The following is a 20,138-nucleotide window of genomic DNA, read 5'->3' on the forward strand; positions in this document are numbered from 1 at the left end:
TCCTTCGGTTGTCCGTCATGGATGCTTCCATAGTCAACGATCACGGTACGCGGCGCATTCCTCCCGAGGGAATCCGGCTCAGGAGCGGTACAGCGCCTCGACCTCTTTCGCGTAGGCGTTCTCGATGGCCTTGCGCTTCAGTTTCAGCGACGGCGTCAGCAGGCCGTGCTCCTCGGTGAACGGCTGCGCGAGGATGCGGAACGTACGGATCTGCTCGGCCTGCGAGACCAGCGTGTTCGCGGCGACGACGGCCCGGCGCACCTCGGCCTCCAGGTCGGCGTCGCGCACGAGTTCGGTGGGGGACAGGCCGGGTTTCCCGCGCATCCCGAGCCAGTGCTCGACGCCCTCCAGGTCCAGGGTGACCAGCGCGGCGACGAAGGGCCGGTCGTTGCCGACGAGGATGCACTGGCCGATCAGCGGATGGTCGCGCACCCGCTCCTCCAGCAGCCCCGGCGAGACGCTCTTGCCGCCGGAGGTGACCAGGATCTCCTTCTTGCGGCCGGTGATGGTCAGATAGCCGTCGCCGTCGAGGGAGCCGAGGTCGCCGGTGGCGAGCCAGCCGTCGTGCAGGGCCTGGTCGGTGGCCTTCGGGTTGTTCAGGTAGGCGGGGAAGACGTTCTCGCCGCGCAGCCAGATCTCGCCGTCGTCCGCGATGTGCACGGTCATGCCGGGGATGGGCCGGCCGACCGTGCCGTAGCGGGTGCGGCCGGGCGGGTTCGCGGTGGCGGCGGCCGTCGTCTCCGTCAGCCCGTACCCCTCGTAGATCTGCACGCCCGCGCCCGCGAAGAACAGCCCGAGCCGCCGGTCCATCGCCGACCCCCCGGACACCGCCTGCCGGACCCGGCCGCCCATCGCGGCGCGGACCTTCGCGTACACCAGCTTGTCGTAGATCTGGTGCTGCATCCGCAGCCCGGCGGACGGCCCGGGACCGGTGCCCCACGCCTTCGCCTCCACGGCCTCCGCGTACGCGACGGCGATGTCCACGGCCTTCTCGAACGGCCCCGAGCGGCCCTCGCGCTCCGCCTTGCGGCGGGCGGCGGAGAACACCTTCTCGAAGATGTACGGCACGGCGAGGAAGAACGTCGGTCTGAACGCGGCGAGGTCGGGCAGCAGGACGGCCGCCTGCATCTGCGGCTGGTGCCCGAAGCGCACCTTGCCGCGCAACGCCGCGACCTGCACCATCCGCCCGAAGACGTGCGCCAGCGGCAGGAACAGCAGCGTCGCCGGCTCGTCGCCGCGCCGGGAGCGGAAGATCGGCTCCCAGTAGCGGATCACCGTGTCGGCCTCGAACATCAGGTTGCCGTGCGTGATCACACAGCCCTTGGGGCGGCCGGTCGTCCCCGAGGTGTAGATGACGCTCGCCACCGATTCCGGGGTGACGGCCTCGCGGTGGCGGTGGACCACCTCGTCGTCGAGGTGCGCGCCGCCGTCGTACAGCTCCCGTACGACGCCGGTGTCGAGCTGCCACAGTTCGCGCAGTCGCGGGAGGCGGTCGATGACGGTGGCGATCGTCATCGCGTGGTCCTCGTGCTCGACGACGGCCGCGACGCAGTCACTGTCGTACAGCATCCAGAAGCACTGCTCGGCGGACGACGTCGGGTACACCGGCACCACGTGCGCGCCGATCGTCCACAGGGCGTAGTCGAAGAGCGTCCACTCGTAGCGGGTGCGGGACATGATCGCGACGCGGTCGCCGAAGCGGATGCCGCGCGCGAGCAGGCCCTTGGCCAGCGCGAGGACCTCGTCGCGGAACTCGGCGGCCGTGACGTCCCGCCACTGACCCCCCTCGTCGCGGCGCCCGAGCGCGATGTACCGGGGGTCGTCCTCGGCGTACCGGAACACGGAATCGGCGAGGCCGCCGACGGGCGGGGGCAGCGCCAACGCAGGGTTGGTGAACTCGCGCAACCTCACACCCCGCTTCTTTCCGGCCGTTTTGCGCGGTGAAAGCTACCCCACGGGGGCGAGGGGCGGGAGGGTGCCGAAAGTGGAGTGATGCTCCGATACGGGGTGGCCGGGACGGGAGAAAGGTGCACACAGGGGAAGAGAACGGACAGAAAACTGACGGTTCGGTAAGTTTCGGTGCCGCAATCTCCACGGAATCTGCGCGCGGACGGTCACGGTCGGTGCAGGCGTACGCCGCCCGCGAGGATCGCCGCGGCCAGCGCGTCCGCCGCCTCCGTCGCCGGGGGCCTGCTCCGGCCGTGCACCAGGACGAAGTCCACCGGCCCCAGCTCCGGCAGCCCGAACCGGTCCGGTACGCGGACCAGGCCCGGCGGCATCACCGTCCGCGAGTGCGCCATCACCCCGAGCCCCGCGCGCGCCGCCGCGACCAGCCCGTTCAGGCTGCCGCTCGTGCACACGATCCGCCACGGCCGGCCCTGCCGCTCCAGCGCCTCCAGCGCGAGGGCGCGCGTGATGCCGGGCGGCGGGTAGACGATCAGCGGTACGGGGCGCTCCGCGTCCAGCCTCAGCCGCTCGGCGCCGATCCACACCAGCTCGTCGTGCCAGACCAGCTCGCCCCGGGGGTCCTCGGGACGCCGCTTGGCGAGGACGAGGTCCAGCTTCCCGGCGGCCAGCCGCTCGTGCAGGGTGCCGGACAGCTCGACCGTCAACTCCAGGTCCACCTCGGGATGTTCGTACCGGAAACCCTCCAGGATCTCCGGCAGCCGGGTCAGCACGAAGTCCTCCGACGCGCCGAACCGGAGGCGGCCCCGCAGGCGCGTGCCCGTGAAGAACGCGGTGGCCTGCTCGTGCACGGCGAGGATGCGCCGCGCGAAGCCGAGCATCGCCTCGCCGTCCTCCGTCAGCTCGACGGAGTGCGTGTCCCGGGTGAACAGGGTGCGGCCGACCGCGTCCTCCAGGCGGCGTACGTGCTGACTGACGGTCGACTGACGCAGGCCCAGACGGCGGGCGGCCTGCGTGAAGCTGAGCGTCTGGGAGACGGTGAGGAAGGTCCGCAGGTGGGAGGGGTCGTACATGCGTGTCAGGCTAGCCGGTCATCGCCGTTCGCGATAACAGTGAGTGCGGTATGCCGGATTCCCGATCACGGACGGAGGGGGCAGCATGGAGAGGGGCGGTTCCGCCCCCGAGACCCCCTACGAACGCGCACGTGGAGCACAGTGAAACGCCTGCGGTGGCCCAGCCGGATGCCGATCGACCCCTACATCCTTCTCCTCCTGGGGACCGTCGGCCTCGCGGCGCTGCTCCCGGCGCGCGGAGTGGCCGCCGACACGGTCTCCGGGTTCTCCACCGGCGCCATCGCCTTCCTCTTCTTCCTGTACGGCGCCCGCCTCTCGACCCGCGAGGCGCTGGACGGGCTACGGCACTGGCGGCTGCACATCACCGTCCTGGCCTGTACGTTCGTGATCTTCCCGCTCCTCGGCCTCGCGACCGGCGCGCTCGTCCCGACGATCCTGACGCACCCCCTCTACCAGGGCGTCCTCTTCCTCACGCTGGTCCCCTCGACGATCCAGTCCTCCATCGCCTTCACGTCGATGGCCCGCGGCAACGTCCCGGCGGCCATCTGCGCGGGCTCCTTCTCCTCGCTGATCGGCATCATCCTGACGCCGCTGCTGGCGGCGGCCCTGCTGGGCAGCGCGGGCGGCGGCTTCTCGGCGGACTCGCTGCTGGAGATCGTCCTCCAGCTCCTCGTGCCGTTCCTGGCCGGGCAGGTGACCCGGCGCTGGATCGGGGGCTTCATCGCACGGCACAAGAAGGTGCTCGGGCTGGTCGACCGGGGCTCGATCCTCCTGGTCGTCTACTCCGCGTTCAGCGAGGGCATGGTGCGGGGCATCTGGCACCAGGTGAGCCCCGCGCGGCTCGGGGCGCTGCTCGTCGTCGAGGCCGTGATCCTCGCGGTGATGCTGGCGCTGACCTGGTACGGCGGCAAGGCGCTCGGGTTCGACCGCGAGGACCGGATCGCGATCCAGTTCGCGGGGTCGAAGAAGTCGCTGGCGTCGGGGCTGCCGATGGCCAGCGTGCTGTTCGGGGCGCAGGCTTCGCTGGCGGTGCTGCCGTTGATGCTGTTCCACCAGATGCAGTTGATGGTGTGCGCGGTGATCGCGAAGAGGCGGGCGCGGGACGAGGCCGTCGTCGAGCAGCCGGTGACGGATTCGCTCACACCAGGGGTGCGGAGCTGACCGTCGTCTCGATCCTCTCCGCCCCCGCGTAGATGTTCATCGAATTCCCCCGCAGGAAACCCACCAGCGTCAGTCCCGTCTCCTCGGCCAGATCCACCGCCAATGACGACGGCGCCGAAACCGCCGCCAGCACCGGAATTCCCGCCATCACCGCTTTCTGCGCCAATTCGAACGAAGCGCGTCCCGAGACCAGGAGAACGCTGCGGGACAACGGCAGGTCGCCGTTCTGGAGGGCGCGGCCCACCAGTTTGTCGACCGCGTTGTGACGGCCCACGTCCTCGCGGATGTCCAGGAGTTCGCCCTGGTCGGTGAAGAGGGCGGCGGCGTGCAGACCGCCGGTGCGGTCGAAGACGCGCTGGGCTTCGCGCAGCCGGTCGGGCAGTGCGGCGAGCAGGTCGATTCCGATACGGACCGGCGGATCGTCGGAAATGGGCCAGCGCGCGGTGGTCCGTACGGCGTCGAGGCTGGCCTTTCCGCACAGACCGCAGGACGACGTCGTATAGACGTTCCGTTCGAGCGTGATATCCGGTACGACGACCTGCGGTGTGGTGCGCACGTCGACAACGTTGTAGGAATTGCCGCCGTCGACGGTCGCGCCCGCGCAGTACACGATGTTCTGGAGATCCCCGGCGTGCGCCAGCACTCCTTCGCTCACCAGGAAGCCCGCCGCCAGGGCGAAATCGTCGCCCGGGGTGCGCATCGTGATCGCGAGGGGCTTGCCGTTGAGGCGGATCTCCAGCGGCTCCTCCGCCACCAGCGTGTCGGCGCGCGTGGACACGGCCCCGTCCCGGATGCGGACCACTCTGCGGCGTTCGGTGACTCGTCCCATGCCGTTCATTGTCCCGCAGGGTTCCCCGTACGGCGGAACGATCGGTCCGACCGTTCGGCGCGCGGTGCGTACCGCTCACCGCACACCACCGACCCGGTGGCTTCTCAACCGGCCGAAAGATTCCTACGGTTCCGGATTCATGAGTCCCCCCATCGCCCCACCCGGCTGGAGCCGCTGGCTCGTTCCCCCGGCCGCCCTCTCCGTCCATCTGTCGATCGGCCAGGCGTACGCCTGGAGCGTGTTCAAGCCGGCGCTGGAGTCCTCGCTCGACCTCAGCGGGACACAGAGCGCGCTGCCGTTCCAGCTCGCCATCGTGATGCTGGGGCTGTCCGCCGCGTTCGGCGGGACGCTCGTCGAGCGCAACGGGCCGCGCTGGGCGATGACGGTCGCGCTGGTGTGCTTCTCGACCGGGTTCCTGGTCTCCGCGCTGGGCGCCGCGACCGAGCAGTACTGGCTGATCGTGTTCGGGTACGGGTTCATCGGCGGGATCGGGCTCGGCATCGGCTACATCTCGCCGGTCTCGACGCTGATCAAGTGGTTCCCGGACCGGCCGGGCATGGCGACGGGCATCGCCATCATGGGCTTCGGCGGCGGCGCGCTGATCGCCTCGCCGTGGTCGGCGCAGATGCTGGAGTCGTTCGGCAGGGACAGCGAGGGGATCGCGCTCGCGTTCCTCGTGCACGGGCTGACGTACGCGGTGTTCATGACGCTCGGCGTGCTGCTGGTGCGGGTGCCGAGGCCGGTGGAGACGGCGTCCACGGGGGCGGCGGTCGCTGTCTCCGGGCCGCAGGTCTCCGCCGACAGCGCTGTCCGTACACCGCAGTTCTGGTGCCTGTGGGTCGTCCTGTGCATGAACGTGACCGCCGGGATCGGCATCCTGGAGAAGGCCGCGCCCATGATCACGGACTTCTTCGCCAACACGTCGCAAACGGTTACCGCAACAGCCGCCGCCGGGTTCGTGGCGCTGCTGTCGGCCGCGAACATGGCGGGCCGGATCGGCTGGTCGTCGGCGTCCGACCTGATCGGCCGCAAGAACATCTACCGTGTGTACCTGGGCGCGGGCGCGGTGATGTACGCGCTGATCGCGACCTTCGGCGACTCCTCGAAGCCGCTGTTCGTGGTCTGCGCGCTGGTCATCCTGTCGTTCTACGGCGGCGGGTTCGCGACGATCCCCGCGTACCTGAAGGACCTGTTCGGGACCCACCAGGTCGGCGCGATCCACGGGCGGCTGCTCACCGCCTGGTCGACGGCCGGCGTACTCGGTCCGCTGATCGTCAACTGGATCGCCGACCGGCAGGAGGAGGCCGGCAAGGACGGCGCCTCCCTCTACACGCTCTCCCTGTTCATCATGATCGGCCTGCTCGCCGTCGGTTTCGTCGCCAACGAGCTGGTCCGCCCCGTCCACCCCCGTCACCATGTGACGGCCACCCCGAAGGAGGCCGCCGATGTCCCCGCAGAGTCCGCCTGACCGGCGTCCGCTGATCGTCTTCGCCTGGGTGTGGGTGGGGGCGCCGCTGGCCTATGGTCTCTACGAACTCGTCCAGAAGGCCACGAAACTGTTTACCGGCTAGTAGTGGTGATACGGGTGTTCGGGCGCTCTCTGTTGTGAGGGAAGCTGACAACAGGTGCGCCCGATTCCTGTTGCTTCACCTGTCCTCCTACCCGTGAGTCACTGACCAGACTGGGGAATCCCGCTACCCAAGGCCACTAGGGGATCCCAGATGAACGGCTCTCGCATCGCCGCGGTCGGCCACTACCAGCCCGCCAAACTGCTCACGAACGCGGAACTGGCGGGCATCGTCGACACCAATGACGAGTGGATCACGTCGCGGGTGGGTATCCGCACCCGCCATATCGCCGGTCCCGACGAACCCGTCGACGAACTCGCCGCGCACGCCGCCGCCAAGGCCCTCGCCGCCGCCGGGCTCGGACCCGACGACATCGACCTCGTGCTCGTCGCGACGTCCACGGCCGTCGACCGCTCGCCCAACATGGCCGCCCGGGTCGCCGCCCGCCTCGGCATTCCCGGTCCCGCCGTGATGGACCTCAACGTCGTGTGCGCCGGGTTCACCCACACGCTGGCCACCGCCGACCACATCGTGCGCGGGGGCGGGGCGAACCGGGCGCTGGTCATCGGCGCCGACAAGATGTCCGAGGTCGTCGACTGGACCGACCGCACGACCTGCGTCCTCGTCGGGGACGGGGCGGGCGCGGCCGTCGTCGAGCGGTCCGAGGAGGCCGGGATCTCGCCGGTGCTGTGGGGGTCGGTGCCGGAGATGGGGAACGCCGTGCGCATCGAGGGGCAGCCCGCGCGGTTCGCGCAGGAGGGGCAGAGCGTGTACCGGTGGGCCACGACCCAGTTGCCGCCGCTCGCCCGGCAGGCATGCGAACGCGCCGGGCTCACGCCGGCCGACCTCGCGGCGGTCGTGCTGCACCAGGCCAACCTGCGCATCATCGAGCCGCTCGCGGACAAGATCGGGGCGGTGAACGCGGTGGTGGCGCGGGATGTGGTCGAGTCGGGGAACACGTCCGCGGCGAGTATTCCGCTGGCGTTCTCGAAGCTGGTGGAGCGGGGGGAGATCTCCAAGGGGGATCCGGTGCTGTTGTTCGGGTTCGGGGGGAACCTGTCGTACGCGGGACAGGTGGTGCGGTGCCCGTAAGGGGTTTCCGGGGCCGGTGGCGGGTTCGCGGCTCCGGGGCGGGCCTTCTCGTGCCGTGAGCGGGCCTTCTTGTGCCGAGGGGCGGGCTTTCTCGTGCCGAGGGGTGGGCTTTTTCGCGCCGTAGACTGTAGACGAAAGACAATCGATACTGGCTTTCCGACGCAGGTGCGCGATTGCTTGGTGCTGGGGCGCCGCCCCGGAGGGGGACGCGATGTTGACGTCTGGACTGCCGCACGGCTCGGTGCCCCGGCTGGAGCGGCCCGGGCCCCTGCGGGACCGCGTCTACGAGGCGCTGCTCGAACTGATCATCACGCGCGCGCTGCGGCCCGGCCAGCACCTCGTGGAGAGCGAGCTCGCCGGGCACCTCGGGGTCTCGCGCCAGCCCGTGCGGGAGGCGTTGCAGCGGCTGAACACCGAGGGGTGGGTGGATCTGCGGCCCGCGCAGGGGGCGTTCGTGCACGAGCCCACGGAGGAGGAGGCCGACCAACTCCTCACGGTACGCACGCTGTTGGAGGCCGAGGCGGCCCGCCTCGCCGCCGCGCAGCCGACCGAGGCGGGGCTCGCGGAGCTGCGGGAGATCCACGGACAGGGCCTCGACGCGGTCGCCCGGGACGACGTGGACGCGACCGTCGCCCTCAACGCCCGCTTCCACGCGGTCATCATGGACCTGGCCGGCAACACGGTCCTCGGGGAGCTCGCGGCGCAGGTGGACCGGCGGGTGCGGTGGTACTACACGCCGATCGCGCGGCAGCGGGGGCGCAAGTCCTGGGACGAACACCGGGAGTTGATCGCGGCGATCGCGGAGGGGGACGGGGAGCGGGCGACGCGGTTGATGCGGGAGCACACGGAGCACACGCGGCGCTCGTACCACGAGCGGGAGAAGTAGGCGCCGGTCCGTTCGCGAGTGCCGTCACGTTCCTCGACTGCCCGGACATTTCCCCCTCTTCGGTGCCGGCGGACGATCTCGCCCCGATCTTTGTCCTGCGAGTGGAGAAAGTCGGCGGTAATTCGTGCACAACTTCTTCCCAGGTCCGGCGCCCGCTGCTACGTTCCCTTCGAAAGCACGGAACGGACGGCCGACGCGAGGCGGGGAGGGGCACGTGAGACGGATGACGGCACGGCCCGCGAACGCCCACCAGGCCAGGCTGCTGCACCTGTTGCGGGACGGCGGCCAGAGTTCCCGGGCCCAGCTCGGCGATCGGGTCGACCTCTCGCGGTCGAAGCTGGCCGTGGAGGTGGACCGGCTCCTGGAGACGGGACTGGTCGTCGCCGACGGCCTCGCCGCCTCCCGGGGCGGACGGCGCTCGCACAACGTGCGCCTCAACCCCGAACTGCGCTTCCTGGGCGTCGACATCGGCGCGACCTCTGTCGACGTCGCCGTCACCAACGCCGAGCTGGAGATACTCGGCCACCTCAACCAACCGCTCGACGTCCGCGAGGGACCCGTCGCGGTCTTCGAGCAAGTCCTCGCCATGACCGCCAAGTTGAGGGCCACCGGCCTCGCCGACGGCATCGACGGCGCGGGCATCGGCGTCCCCGGCCCGGTCCGCTTCCCCGAGGGCGTCCCCGTGGCGCCGCCGATCATGCCGGGCTGGGACGGCTTCCCCGTACGGGAGGCGCTCAGCCAGGAACTCGGCTGCCCGGTGATGGTCGACAACGACGTGAACCTGATGGCGATGGGGGAGCAGCACGCCGGGGTCGCCCGGTCCGTCGCCGACTTCCTCTGCGTCAAGATCGGCACCGGCATCGGCTGCGGCATCGTCGTCGGCGGTCAGGTCTACCGGGGTACGACCGGCAGCGCCGGCGACATCGGCCACATCCGGGCCGTACCGGACGGCAGGCCCTGCGCCTGCGGCAACCGGGGCTGCCTGGAGGCCCACTTCAGCGGCGCGGCGCTGGCCAGGGACGCGATGGAGGCGGCCCGGCAAGGGCTGTCCGCCGAACTCGCCGACCGGCTCGCGGTGAGCGGCACGCTGACCGGCGCGGACGTCGCCGCGGCGGCGGTCGCCGGTGACACCACCGCGCTCGACCTGATCCGTGAAGGGGGGAGCCAGGTCGGGCAGGTCATCGCCGGGCTCGTCTCCTTCTTCAACCCCGGCCTGGTGGTGATCGGCGGCGGGGTGACCGGCCTCGGCCACAACCTGCTCGCCGCGATCCGTACCCAGGTCTACCGCCAGTCGCTGCCCCTGGCGACCGGCAACCTGCCCATCGTCCTGGGGGAGCTGGGCCCCACCGCCGGAGTCATCGGCGCGGCCCGGCTGATCAGCGACCACCTGTTCTCACCCGCGTAGGCGACACCCGCCGCCTCTCTGTACAGCGCTGCCCTCTCTTCCTCGCACAGTCGCTCAACAGGCTCGCCCCGCACCGGAGTTCACCCGTCCGGCAGTCCACCGCGCCCTGACACCGGCCCGCACCCGCCCGCCGAGGGGATCCACCATGGCACCACAAGCACCGCTGCTCAGCATGTCCGGCATCACCAAGTCGTTCCCCGGCGTCCGTGCCCTGGACGGCGTCGACCTCGACGTCCAGGCCGGTGAAGTGCACTGTCTGCTCGGCCAGAACGGCGCGGGAAAGTCCACGCTGATCAAGATCCTGGCCGGCGCCCACCAGCCCGACGACGGCACGATCCGCTGGCGCGGCGAGGAGGTCACGCTGCGCTCCCCGATCGCCGCGATGCGCCTCGGCATCGCCACCATCTACCAGGAACTCGACCTCGTCGAGCACCTGTCGGTGGCCGAGAACGTCTACCTGGGCCACGAGCCCACGGCCGCCGGGTTCGTCGTCCGGTCCAGGTCGGCGAAAGCGTCGACCGCCGCGCTGCTCAAGCGACTTGGCCACCCGGAGGTCCAACCGGGGAAGCTGGTCGGGGAGTTGTCGGCGGCACAGCGGCAGATCGTGTCGATGGCCCGGGCGCTCTCGCACGACGTACGGCTCATCGTGATGGACGAGCCGTCCGCCGCGCTCGACCCCGACGAGGTCGACAACCTGTTCCGGATCGTCGCCGACCTCACCGCCGACGGGGTCGCCGTCGTCTACATCTCGCACCGGCTGGAGGAGATCCGCCGGATCGGGGACCGGGTGACCGTCCTCAAGGACGGCCGCGCGGTCGCGGGGGGCCTGCCCGCCGAGTCGACGCCGACGAGCGAGGTGGTCGCGCTGATGACCGGCCGCAATGTCGAGTACGTCTTTCCCGACAGGCCGGTCGACGCGGCGTCAGGGACTCCGGTGCTTGAGGTGCGCGGGCTGGCCCGGGACGGCGAGTTCGAGCCCGTCGACTTCGAGGTGCGGGCCGGGGAGATCGTCGGACTCGCGGGCCTGGTCGGCTCCGGGCGCTCCGAGATCCTGGAGACCGTGTACGGCGCCCGCAAGCCGACGGCCGGTCAAGTCCTCGTGGAGGGCAAGCGGTTGAGGCCGGGCAGCGTACCCGCCGCCGTCCGCGCCGGACTCGGGCTCGCCCCCGAGGAACGCAAGGCGCAGGCCCTGCTGATGCTCCAGTCCGTCACCCGCAACGTCTCCGTGTCCACCCTCTCCCGCTTCGCGCGGGCCGGCTGGATCGACCGCGCCGCCGAACAGGGCGCCGCCCGCGCCGCGACCCGTGAACTCTCGCTGCGGCCGGACAACCCGTCCGTCGCCGTGCGCACCCTCTCCGGCGGCAACCAGCAGAAAGCGGTCCTCGCCCGCTGGCTGCTGCGCGGCTGCAAGGTGCTCCTCCTCGACGAGCCGACGCGCGGCGTCGACGTCGGAGCGCGCGCCGAACTCTACGCCGTCGTACGGCGGTTGGCCGACGAAGGGCTCGCCGTGCTGCTCGTCTCCAGCGAGGTGCCTGAAGTCCTCGGCCTCGCCGACCGCGTCCTGGTCCTGCGCGAGGGCCGGGTCGTCCACACCGCCCCCGCCCGCGAACTCGACGAACACCGTGTCCTCGACCTCGTCATGGAAGGAAGCCCCGCGTCATGACGCAGCCCGTCTCCCCGCCGCGGGACAGCGCCGACAAGATGCCGCACGTGGCCCAAGTCCCCGCCTGGCGCGGCCTCCTGGCCCGCGCGGACGTCCGTACCCTGTCCCTCCTCGGCGTCCTCGCCGTCCTGATCGTCATCGGCGGGATCACCAAGCCCGACGAGTTCCTCGACACCCGCAACCTCCAACTCGTCCTCACCCAGGCGTCGGTGATCGGCGTCGTCACCGTCGGCATGACCTTCGTCATCACCTCCGGCGGCATCGACCTCTCCGTCGGGGCGATCGTCGCCCTCTCCTCGGTGTGGGCGACCACCGTCGCCACCCAGGAGTACGGCTTCGCCGGCGTCCTGTTCACCGCCGTCCTCGTCGGCCTCGGCTGCGGACTCGTCAACGGGGTGCTCATCGCGTACGGCGGGATGGTGCCGTTCATCGCGACGCTCGCCATGCTCGCCTCGGCGCGCGGACTCGCCCTCCAGATCACCGACGGGCAGACCCAGATCGTCACCATCAGCAGCATCCTGGACCTCGGCGAGCGCGACGCCTACGTGCTCGGCGTCCCGCCGCTCGTCCTGGTGTTCGCGTTCGTGACGGTCGTCGGGTGGCTGCTGCTGAACCGGACCACGTTCGGGCGCCGGGCCGTCGCGGTCGGCGGCAACCCCGAGGCCGCGCGGCTCGCCGGCATCGACGTACGGCGCCAGCGGCTCTACCTCTACCTGCTGTCCGGGCTGTGCTGCGGGATCGCCGCGTTCCTGCTGATCATCCTGTCCGGCTCCGGCCAGAACACCAACGGCAACCTGTACGAACTCGACGCCATCGCCGCCGCCATCATCGGCGGAACCCTGCTCAGCGGGGGTCGCGGCACCATCGTCGGCTCCGTCCTCGGCGTGCTGATCTTCACCACGATCACCAACATCTTCGCCCTGAACAACCTCCAGACCGACGTCCAGCAGATCGCCAAGGGCGCGATCATCGTCGCCGCCGTCCTGGTCCAGCGCCGCACCGCGAACGCGACCTGAGGAAAGGTTTTCACCGCCATGGCACACATCCCCAGCCGCAGAGGGCTGCTCTTCGGGACGGCCGCCGTCTCGGCCGCCGCCGTCCTCACCGCTTGCACCAGCAACGAGACGAGCGACGACAAGGACCAGGCCGCCGACACCAGCGGGCAGCCCGCCGCCGACGACCAGCCCGGCAAACAGGTCACCGTCGGGTTCGCCGGGCCCCAGGCCGACCACGGCTGGCTCAACGCGATCAACGACCAGGCCAAGAAGCGCGCCCAGAAGTACTCGGACGTCACGCTGGAGATCACCGAGGGGTCCAACGACACCGCCCAGCAGATCGGGCAGATCGAGACCCTCATCAACAAGAAGGTCGACGTCCTCGTCATCCTGCCCGCCGACGGCAAGGCCCTCACCCAGGTCGGCCTCAAGGCGATGCGCGCCGGGATCCCCGTCGTCAACCTCGACCGGATCTTCAACACCCCCCAGGCGTACCGCTGTTGGATCGGCGGCGACAACTACGGCATGGGCTTCAACGCCGGGCGGTACATCGGCGAGAAGCTCAAGGGCAAGGCGAACGCGAAGGTCGTCGAACTCGCCGGCATCGACAACCTGGAGCTGACCCGCCAGCGCACCCAGGGCTTCGACGACGCGCTGAAGAACTACCCGAACATCCGCAAGGTGGCCCGCCAGGCGGCCGACTTCACCGTCGAGTCCGGACAGGCCAAGATGGCCCAACTCCTCCAGGCCCAGCCCCAGTTCGACGCCCTGTGGAACCACGACGACGACCAGGGCGTGGGCGCCCTGCGCGCCGTCTCGCAGGCCGGGCGCGACGACTTCCTCATGGTCGGCGGCGCGGGCGCGCTCTCCGCGATGCAGGCCATCAAGCAGGACAACGGCGTCCTCAAGGCGACCGTCCTGTACCCGCCGACGATGGCCGCCTCCGCGATCGACCTCGCCCGCGCCCTCGGCCAGGGCAAGGGCGTCGGCGGACTCGCCGAGTTCGAGATCCCCGCCTCGATCACCCTGTACTCGGCCGTCGTCGACAAGACCAACGTCGACCAGTACCTGCCCACCGGCTTCAGGTGACAGACCCGGCCGGGCCCCGGGAGCGGCCCGGCCCGCATCCCCCCACCGCGCGCACCACCACGAGGAGGACCACCGCATGGAACAGCCGCAGGAGCCGAAGGAGCCGGCCGGGAAACCGCCGCTGCGCGTCGGCATGGTCGGCTACGCCTTCATGGGCGCCGCCCACTCCCAGGGCTGGCGCACCGTCGGCCGGGCCTTCGACCTCCCCCTCACCCCGGTCCTCGCCGCGATCTGCGGACGCGACCCGGACGCGGTGCGCCGGGCCGCGGACCGGTACGGCTGGGAGTCCGCCGAGACCGACTGGCGCGAGCTGATCGCCCGCGACGACATCGACCTCGTCGACATCTGCACCCCCGGCGACAGCCACGCCGAGATCGCCCTCGCGGCCCTCGCGGCCGGCAAGCACGTGCTGTGCGAGAAACCCCTCGCGAACACCGTCGAAGAGGCCGAGGGGATGGTCCGGGCCGCCGAAGAGGCGTACGGGCGTGGGCAGTTGGCGATGGTCGGGTTCAACTACCGCCGGGTTCCCGCGACCGCTTTCGCCCGGCAGCTGGTGGACGCGGGGCGGCTCGGCAGGCTGCGGCACCTACGGGTGACGTACCTTCAGGACTGGCTCGTCGACCCGGAGTTCCCGCTCACCTGGCGGTTGCGGAAGGAGCTTGCCGGGTCCGGGGCGCTGGGTGACCTCGGTGCTCATATCGTCGACCTCGCCCAGTACCTGGCGGGGGAGCGGCTTGCCGGGGTGTCGGCGCTGACCGAGACGTTCGTACGGGAACGTCCGCTGCCCGTCGGGTCTTCGGGGGGTCTGTCCGGCGGTGCCGTCGGGGCTGAGACCGGTGCCGTCACCGTCGACGACGCCGCCCTGTTCACCGGGCGGTTCGCCTCCGGTGCCCTCGCCTCCTTCGAGGCCACCCGCTACGCCACCGGCCGCAAGAACGCCCTGCGCATCGAACTCAACGGCGAGAAGGGCTCGTTGTGGTTCGACCTGGAGCGGCTCAACGAACTCTGGTTCCACGACGGCGCGTTGCCCGACACCGAGGGCGGCTTCCGCCGCATCCTCGTCACCGAGCCCGACCACCCCTACCTCGGCGCCTGGTGGCCCCCGGGGCACGGACTCGGCTACGAGCACACCTTCACCCACCAGGCCCACGACCTCGTCCACGCCATCGCCGAACTCCGTTGCCCCGAACCGTCGTTCGCCGACGGGCTCCAGGTGCAGCGGGTGCTCGCGGCGGTCGAGGAGAGCGCCGAGAAGAACTCCGTCTACACCCCGGTCACCTGAGGAGGCCCGAACATGCCGCGCCCGTTCACCCTGTTCACCGGCCAGTGGGCCGACCTTCCGCTGGAGGAGGTCTGCCGGCTCGCCCGCGACTTCGGCTACGACGGTCTCGAACTCGCCTGCTGGGGCGACCACTTCGAGGTCGACAAGGCCCTTGCCGATCCGTCCTACGTCGAGTCCCGGCACCAACTCCTCGACAAGTACGGCCTGAAGTGCTGGGCCGTCTCCAACCACCTGGTCGGGCAGGCCGTCTGCGACGCCATCATCGACGAGCGGCACCAGGCGATCCTTCCCGCCGAGGTGTGGGGGGACGGTGACCCCGAAGGCGTACGGCGCCGGGCCGCCGAGCGGATGCGGGACACGGCGCGGGCCGCCGCCGCGTTCGGGGTCGACACCGTCGTGGGGTTCACCGGGTCCGCGATCTGGCACCTCGTCGCCATGTTCCCGCCCGCGCCCGAGTCGATGATCGAGCGGGGGTACGAGGACTTCGCCTCGCGGTGGAACCCGATCCTGGACGTCTTCGACGCCGAGGGGGTGCGGTTCGCGCACGAGGTCCACCCCAGTGAGATCGCCTACGACTACTGGACCACCCATCGCGCGCTGGAGGCCGTCGGGCACCGGGCCGCGTTCGGGCTCAACTTCGACCCCTCCCATTTCGTGTGGCAGGACCTCGATCCCGTCGGGTTCCTCTGGGACTTCCGGGACCGGATCTACCACGTCGACTGCAAGGAGGCGCGCAAGCGGCTGGACGGCCGTAACGGGCGGCTCGGTTCCCACCTGCCGTGGGGCGACCCCCGGCGCGGCTGGGACTTCGTGTCGGCCGGGCACGGGGACGTTCCCTGGGAGGACGTGTTCCGGATGCTGCGGTCCATCGACTACCAGGGGCCGATCTCCGTCGAGTGGGAGGACGCCGGGATGGACCGGCTCCAGGGGGCGCCGGAGGCGCTGACCCGCTTGAAGGGGTTCGACTTCGAGCCGCCGTCGACTTCGTTCGATGCGGCGTTCTCCAGCTGAGGTGAGGTGAGGTGAGGTGAGGTGGGCCGGGGGAGGGGGCTCGGTGGCTGAGCCACTTTGCCACTGGGCCACCGGGCCACTGAGTCATCGAACCGGCTGAAGTGGCTGAGCCACTGGGCCATTTGGCCACGGGGTGGCTCAGCCGCTGGGCCGGGCGAAGTGGCTGAGCCACTTTGCCACCGAGCCATCGAGCCATCGAGCCACCGTATCGGCAGAAGTGGCTGAGCCACTCAGCCACTGATCCATCGATCCACTCGTTCTGTCCGGGCTGACCGCAGCACCGTGCTGTCAGCCCGTCACTCCCCGCTCCGGGATGACGGCGCATCCCGGCGTACGCACCCGCACGCACCACCCTGGAGGCACCCGTGCACGGGAACGACCCCACCAACCGCACCCCGAGAAGACGTCCAGCGCTGCGCAGAGCCGTCGCGCTGACGACCGGCGCCCTGCTCGCGGGGGCGTCGCTCACTCTCACCTCACCCGTCGCCGGCGCGGCCGACGCCCGCTCCTCGACCGCCGCCGAGGACTTCCAGCAGGTCACCCTCGCGAAGGGCGAGGCGGAGGTCGGTGAGCCGATGTCGCTCGCCGTCCTGCCCGACCGTTCCGTCCTGCACACCTCCCGCGACGGCGAACTCCGCCTCACGGACGCGGCAGGGAACACCCGTCTGATCGGCAAGCTCGACGTCTACTCCCACGACGAGGAGGGCCTCCAAGGCATCGGCGTCGACCCGCAGTTCAGCTCCAACCGCTTCATCTACCTCTACTACGCACCCAAGTTGAACACCCCGGCCGGCGACGCCCCCGAGAACGGCACCGCCGCCGACTTCGCGCCCTTTGACGGCGTCAACCGCCTCTCCCGGTTCACGCTGAACGCGGACGGCACCCTGAACACGGCCAGCGAGAAGCAGATCCTGGACGTCCCGGCCTCGCGCGGCCTGTGCTGTCACGTCGGCGGGGACATCGACTTCGACGCGGCGGGCAACCTGTACCTGTCGACGGGCGACGACACGAACCCGTTCCAGTCCGACGGGTTCACCCCCATCGACCAGCGCGACGGCCGCAACCCCGCCTTCGACGCCCGGCGTTCGGCCGGCAACACCAACGACCTGCGCGGCAAGATCCTGCGCATCAAGGTGAACGCCGACGGCTCGTACACGGTGCCCGACGGCAACCTCTTCGCGCCCGGCACTGCCAAGACGCGGCCCGAGATCTACGCGATGGGGTTCCGCAACCCGTTCCGCTTCAGCGTCGACAAGGCCACCGGTTACCTCTACATCGGCGACTACGGCCCCGACGCGGGCGCCGCCGACCCGAACCGGGGCCCGGCAGGACAGGTCGAGTTCAACCGCGTCACCGGTCCCGGCAACTTCGGCTGGCCGTACTGCACCGGCGCCAACGACGCCTACAAGCAGTACGACTTCGGCACGAAGACCTCCGGCACGGCCTTCGACTGCGACGCCCCGAAGAACACCTCCCCGCACAACACGGGCCTCGTCGATCTGCCCCCGGCGCAGCCCGCGTGGATTCCCTACGACGGCCCCTCCAAGCCGGAGTTCGGCGACGGCTCCGAGTCCCCGATGGGCGGCCCGGTCTACCACTACGACGCGAACCTCGACTCGCCGGTCAAGTTCCCCGAGGCGTACGACGGGGACTTCTTCGCCGGGGAGTTCGGCCGCCGCTGGATCAAGCGCATCTCCAGCGACGCGAACGGCACCGTCCAGTCCATCAGCGACATCCCCTGGTCCGGCACCCAGGTGATGGACATGGCGTTCGGCCCCGACGGCGCGCTGTACGTCCTCGACTACGGCCTCTCCTGGTTCGGCGGCGACGAGCACTCGGCGCTGTACCGCATCGAGAACGCGACCGACGGCCACTCGCCCGTGGCGCAGGCAGCCGCCAACAGGACCTCCGGACAAGCCTCGTTGAAGGTGAAGTTCTCCTCGGCCGGGACGTCCGACCAGGACGGCGACGCGCTCACCTACCGCTGGGACTTCGGTGACGGCGCGACCTCGACGTCCGCGAACCCGTCGCACACGTACCGTCAGAACGGCACCTACACAGCCACGTTGACCGCGAAGGACCCCTCCGGCCGTACCGGCAGCGCGAGCGTCCAGATCGTCGTCGGCAACACCGCGCCGACCGTCGTCGTCCAAACCCCCCTGGACGGACAGCTGTTCAGCTTCGGTGACGCGATCCCGTTCACGGTGAAGGTCACCGACCCCGAGGATGGCAAGGCCATCGACTGCTCGAAGATCACCGTCCGCTTCATCCTCGGCCACGACAGCCACGGCCACCCGATCACCTCCGGGACCGGCTGCACCGGCACCCTCCAGACCAGCGCCGACGGCGGCCACGACCCCAACGCCAACATCTTCGGAGTGCTCGACGCCGAGTACACGGACAACGGGGGCGGCGGCCAGGCCGCGCTCACCTCGCACGACCAGAACGTCCTCCAGCCCCGGCACCGGCAGGCCGAGCACTTCAACAACTCCAGTGGTGTGACGGTGACTTCGCGGACGTCCGCGAACGGCGCGAAGACCGTGGGCGCCATCGAGAACGGCGACTGGATCTCGTTCACGCCGTACGCGCTGCGGGGCTCCGCCTCGGTGACGGCGAGGGTGGCCTCCGCCGGAGCCGGCGGCACGCTGGAGATCCGCGCGGGATCGGCCAAGGGCACCCTCCTCGGCAAGGCCCACGTGCCGGTGACAGGCGGCTGGGAGACCTACCAGGACGTCACCGCGAAGCTGTCCCGGGTACCGCGCGGGACCACCGCCCTCTACCTCGTCTTCAAGGGCCGCAGCGGTCAACCCCTGTACGAGATCGACGACTTCACCTTCACCAAGAACTGAGAGGCAAGCTCCCATGATGCGCGCACTGAGCGCGGTCGCGGGCGCCACCCTGCTCCTCGGCGCCCTCGCCGAACCAACTGCCCTGGCCCGCCCGGACGATGCGACGCCCCGCGTCCTCGTCTTCTCCAAGACGGCCGCCTTCCGGCACGACTCCATCCCCGACGGCATCAACGCGATCCGTGAACTCGGTGTATCCAGCGGCGAGTTCAAGGTCGACGCGACGGAGGACGCGAGCGCGTTCAATACCGCGAACCTCCGCCGCTACGCCGCCGTCGTCTTCCTCTCCACCACCGGGAACGTCCTCGACGAGACCCAGCAGACCGCGTTCGAGAGGTACATACACAAAGGAGGTGCCTACGTCGGCGTCCACGCCGCCGCCGACACCGAGTACGACTGGGCGTTCTACGGCGGCCTCGTCGGCGCCTACTTCCGCGGCCACCCGGCGATCCAGCCGGCCGACATGGTCGTCGAGGACCGCGCCCACCCGGCGACGTCCTCTCTCCCGCCGACCTGGCACCGCACCGACGAATGGTACGACTACCGCTCCAACCCCCGTTCTTCCGTACGGGTGTTGGCGTCCCTGGACGAGTCGTCCTACACCGGCGGCGGCATGAACGGCGATCACCCGATCGCCTGGTGCCAGACCTACCAGGGGGGCCGCGCCTTCTACACCGGCGCGGGACACACCAAGGAGTCGTACACGGACCCGAGTTACCGGGCACACCTGCTCGGCGGGATCCGGTACGCGATCGGCGCGGCCCAGGCCGACTGCCGGCCGGAGAGCGGCTATACGCAACTCGCCGACGGTGACTGGCGGCAGGCCGGCCCCGGCTCCTTCACCCGCTCCACGGACGGGACATGGACCTCGTCCGGCGGGATGGGGCTCCTCTGGTACGCCGGACGCGCCTTCTCCTCGTACTCGCTGAAGCTCGACTGGAAGGTGACCGGCGACTCCAACTCCGGTGTGTTCGTGGGGTTTCCGGCCTCCGACGACCCCTGGTCGGCCGTCGATCGCGGGTACGAGGTGCAGATCGACGCCACCGACGTGGCCTGGCGTACGACCGGCGCCGTGTACGGGTTCAAGTCCGCCGACCTGTGGAAGCGCGACCGTGCGCTGAATCCGCCGGGGGAGTGGAACACGTACGAGATCCGGGTGGAGGGCGAGCGGCTGCGCGTCTGGCTCAACGGCGTGCGGATCAACGACTACACCAACCGTGACCCGGTGCGCAGTCTGCGCGACGGACACATCGGGCTCCAGAACCACGGGCCCGCCGACGAGGTGTCGTTCCGCGACATCCGCGTCAAGGAACTGCCCGCCAAGGGCCGTTGA

General features: G+C 70.4%; 16 protein-coding genes. 13 read left to right on the forward strand and 3 right to left on the reverse strand.

Annotation, left to right across the window (positions count from 1 at the left end; all coding sequences use genetic code 11):
• Positions 1 to 78: 78 nt before the first annotated feature.
• Together ACQCO7_RS35010 and ACQCO7_RS35015 are read right to left on the reverse strand one after the other, a co-directional pair.
• Positions 79 to 1,905, reverse strand: coding sequence for an AMP-dependent synthetase/ligase (locus tag ACQCO7_RS35010; protein WP_464077363.1), 1,827 nt, complete (start codon positions 1,903 to 1,905; stop codon positions 79 to 81).
• A gap of 209 nt (positions 1,906 to 2,114) precedes the next feature.
• Entirely contained in the window at positions 2,115 to 2,978 is an 864-nt protein-coding gene (locus ACQCO7_RS35015) for a LysR substrate-binding domain-containing protein (protein ID WP_464075566.1), read from the reverse strand.
• Positions 2,979 to 3,146: 168 nt separating this feature from the next.
• On the opposite strand from ACQCO7_RS35015, the gene ACQCO7_RS35020 reads away from it, so the two are divergent.
• Complete coding sequence (locus tag ACQCO7_RS35020) at positions 3,147 to 4,139, forward strand: bile acid:sodium symporter family protein (RefSeq protein WP_464075567.1); 993 nt, start codon at positions 3,147 to 3,149, stop codon at positions 4,137 to 4,139.
• Here the strand turns inward: ACQCO7_RS35020 and fdhD are convergent.
• The gene (gene fdhD / locus ACQCO7_RS35025; protein ID WP_464075568.1) at positions 4,117 to 4,968 is read right to left on the reverse strand and encodes a formate dehydrogenase accessory sulfurtransferase FdhD; all 852 of its coding nucleotides are present in this window, start codon (positions 4,966 to 4,968) and stop codon (positions 4,117 to 4,119) included. The two genes, ACQCO7_RS35020 and fdhD, sit on opposite strands and share 23 nt — an antisense overlap.
• Positions 4,969 to 5,107: 139 nt before the next feature.
• Here fdhD and ACQCO7_RS35030 point away from each other — a divergent pair, with 139 nt between their 5' ends.
• From ACQCO7_RS35030 to ACQCO7_RS35085, 12 genes are all read left to right on the forward strand, one after another.
• A complete protein-coding gene (locus ACQCO7_RS35030) occupies positions 5,108 to 6,436 on the forward strand; it encodes an OFA family MFS transporter (RefSeq protein ID WP_464075569.1) in 1,329 nt (442 codons plus the stop codon).
• Positions 6,414 to 6,539: an MFS transporter small subunit gene (locus ACQCO7_RS35035; RefSeq protein ID WP_464075570.1), complete on the forward strand. Its 126-nt coding sequence runs from the start codon at positions 6,414 to 6,416 to the stop codon at positions 6,537 to 6,539. The genes ACQCO7_RS35030 and ACQCO7_RS35035 overlap by 23 nt, the downstream gene beginning before the upstream one ends.
• A gap of 150 nt (positions 6,540 to 6,689) precedes the next feature.
• The gene (locus tag ACQCO7_RS35040; RefSeq protein ID WP_464075571.1) at positions 6,690 to 7,628 is read left to right on the forward strand and encodes a beta-ketoacyl-ACP synthase III; all 939 of its coding nucleotides are present in this window, start codon (positions 6,690 to 6,692) and stop codon (positions 7,626 to 7,628) included.
• Between the two features lie 211 nt (positions 7,629 to 7,839).
• A complete protein-coding gene (locus ACQCO7_RS35045) occupies positions 7,840 to 8,514 on the forward strand; it encodes a GntR family transcriptional regulator (protein WP_464075572.1) in 675 nt (224 codons plus the stop codon).
• 223 nt (positions 8,515 to 8,737) lie between these two features.
• On the forward strand, positions 8,738 to 9,919 hold the full coding sequence (locus ACQCO7_RS35050) for an ROK family transcriptional regulator (RefSeq protein WP_464077364.1): 1,182 nt from the start codon (positions 8,738 to 8,740) through the stop codon (positions 9,917 to 9,919).
• A gap of 145 nt (positions 9,920 to 10,064) precedes the next feature.
• Positions 10,065 to 11,582, forward strand: a complete 1,518-nt coding sequence (locus ACQCO7_RS35055; protein WP_464075573.1) for a sugar ABC transporter ATP-binding protein — start codon at positions 10,065 to 10,067, stop codon at positions 11,580 to 11,582.
• Complete coding sequence (locus ACQCO7_RS35060) at positions 11,579 to 12,598, forward strand: ABC transporter permease (RefSeq protein ID WP_464075574.1); 1,020 nt, start codon at positions 11,579 to 11,581, stop codon at positions 12,596 to 12,598. Before ACQCO7_RS35055 ends, ACQCO7_RS35060 begins: the two co-directional genes overlap by 4 nt.
• Positions 12,599 to 12,616: 18 nt before the next feature.
• Complete coding sequence (locus ACQCO7_RS35065; protein ID WP_464075575.1) at positions 12,617 to 13,666, forward strand: substrate-binding domain-containing protein; 1,050 nt, start codon at positions 12,617 to 12,619, stop codon at positions 13,664 to 13,666.
• Positions 13,667 to 13,742: 76 nt separating this feature from the next.
• The gene (locus ACQCO7_RS35070) at positions 13,743 to 14,948 is read left to right on the forward strand and encodes a Gfo/Idh/MocA family protein (protein ID WP_464075576.1); all 1,206 of its coding nucleotides are present in this window, start codon (positions 13,743 to 13,745) and stop codon (positions 14,946 to 14,948) included.
• A 12-nt stretch (positions 14,949 to 14,960) separates the two neighbouring features.
• Complete coding sequence (locus ACQCO7_RS35075) at positions 14,961 to 15,959, forward strand: sugar phosphate isomerase/epimerase family protein (protein ID WP_464075577.1); 999 nt, start codon at positions 14,961 to 14,963, stop codon at positions 15,957 to 15,959.
• A 365-nt stretch (positions 15,960 to 16,324) separates the two neighbouring features.
• A complete protein-coding gene (locus tag ACQCO7_RS35080; protein WP_464075578.1) occupies positions 16,325 to 18,808 on the forward strand; it encodes a PQQ-dependent sugar dehydrogenase in 2,484 nt (827 codons plus the stop codon).
• Positions 18,809 to 18,824: 16 nt separating this feature from the next.
• The gene (locus ACQCO7_RS35085; protein WP_464075579.1) at positions 18,825 to 20,138 is read left to right on the forward strand and encodes a ThuA domain-containing protein; all 1,314 of its coding nucleotides are present in this window, start codon (positions 18,825 to 18,827) and stop codon (positions 20,136 to 20,138) included.

Source organism: Streptomyces saintjeani, assembly GCF_055409605.1.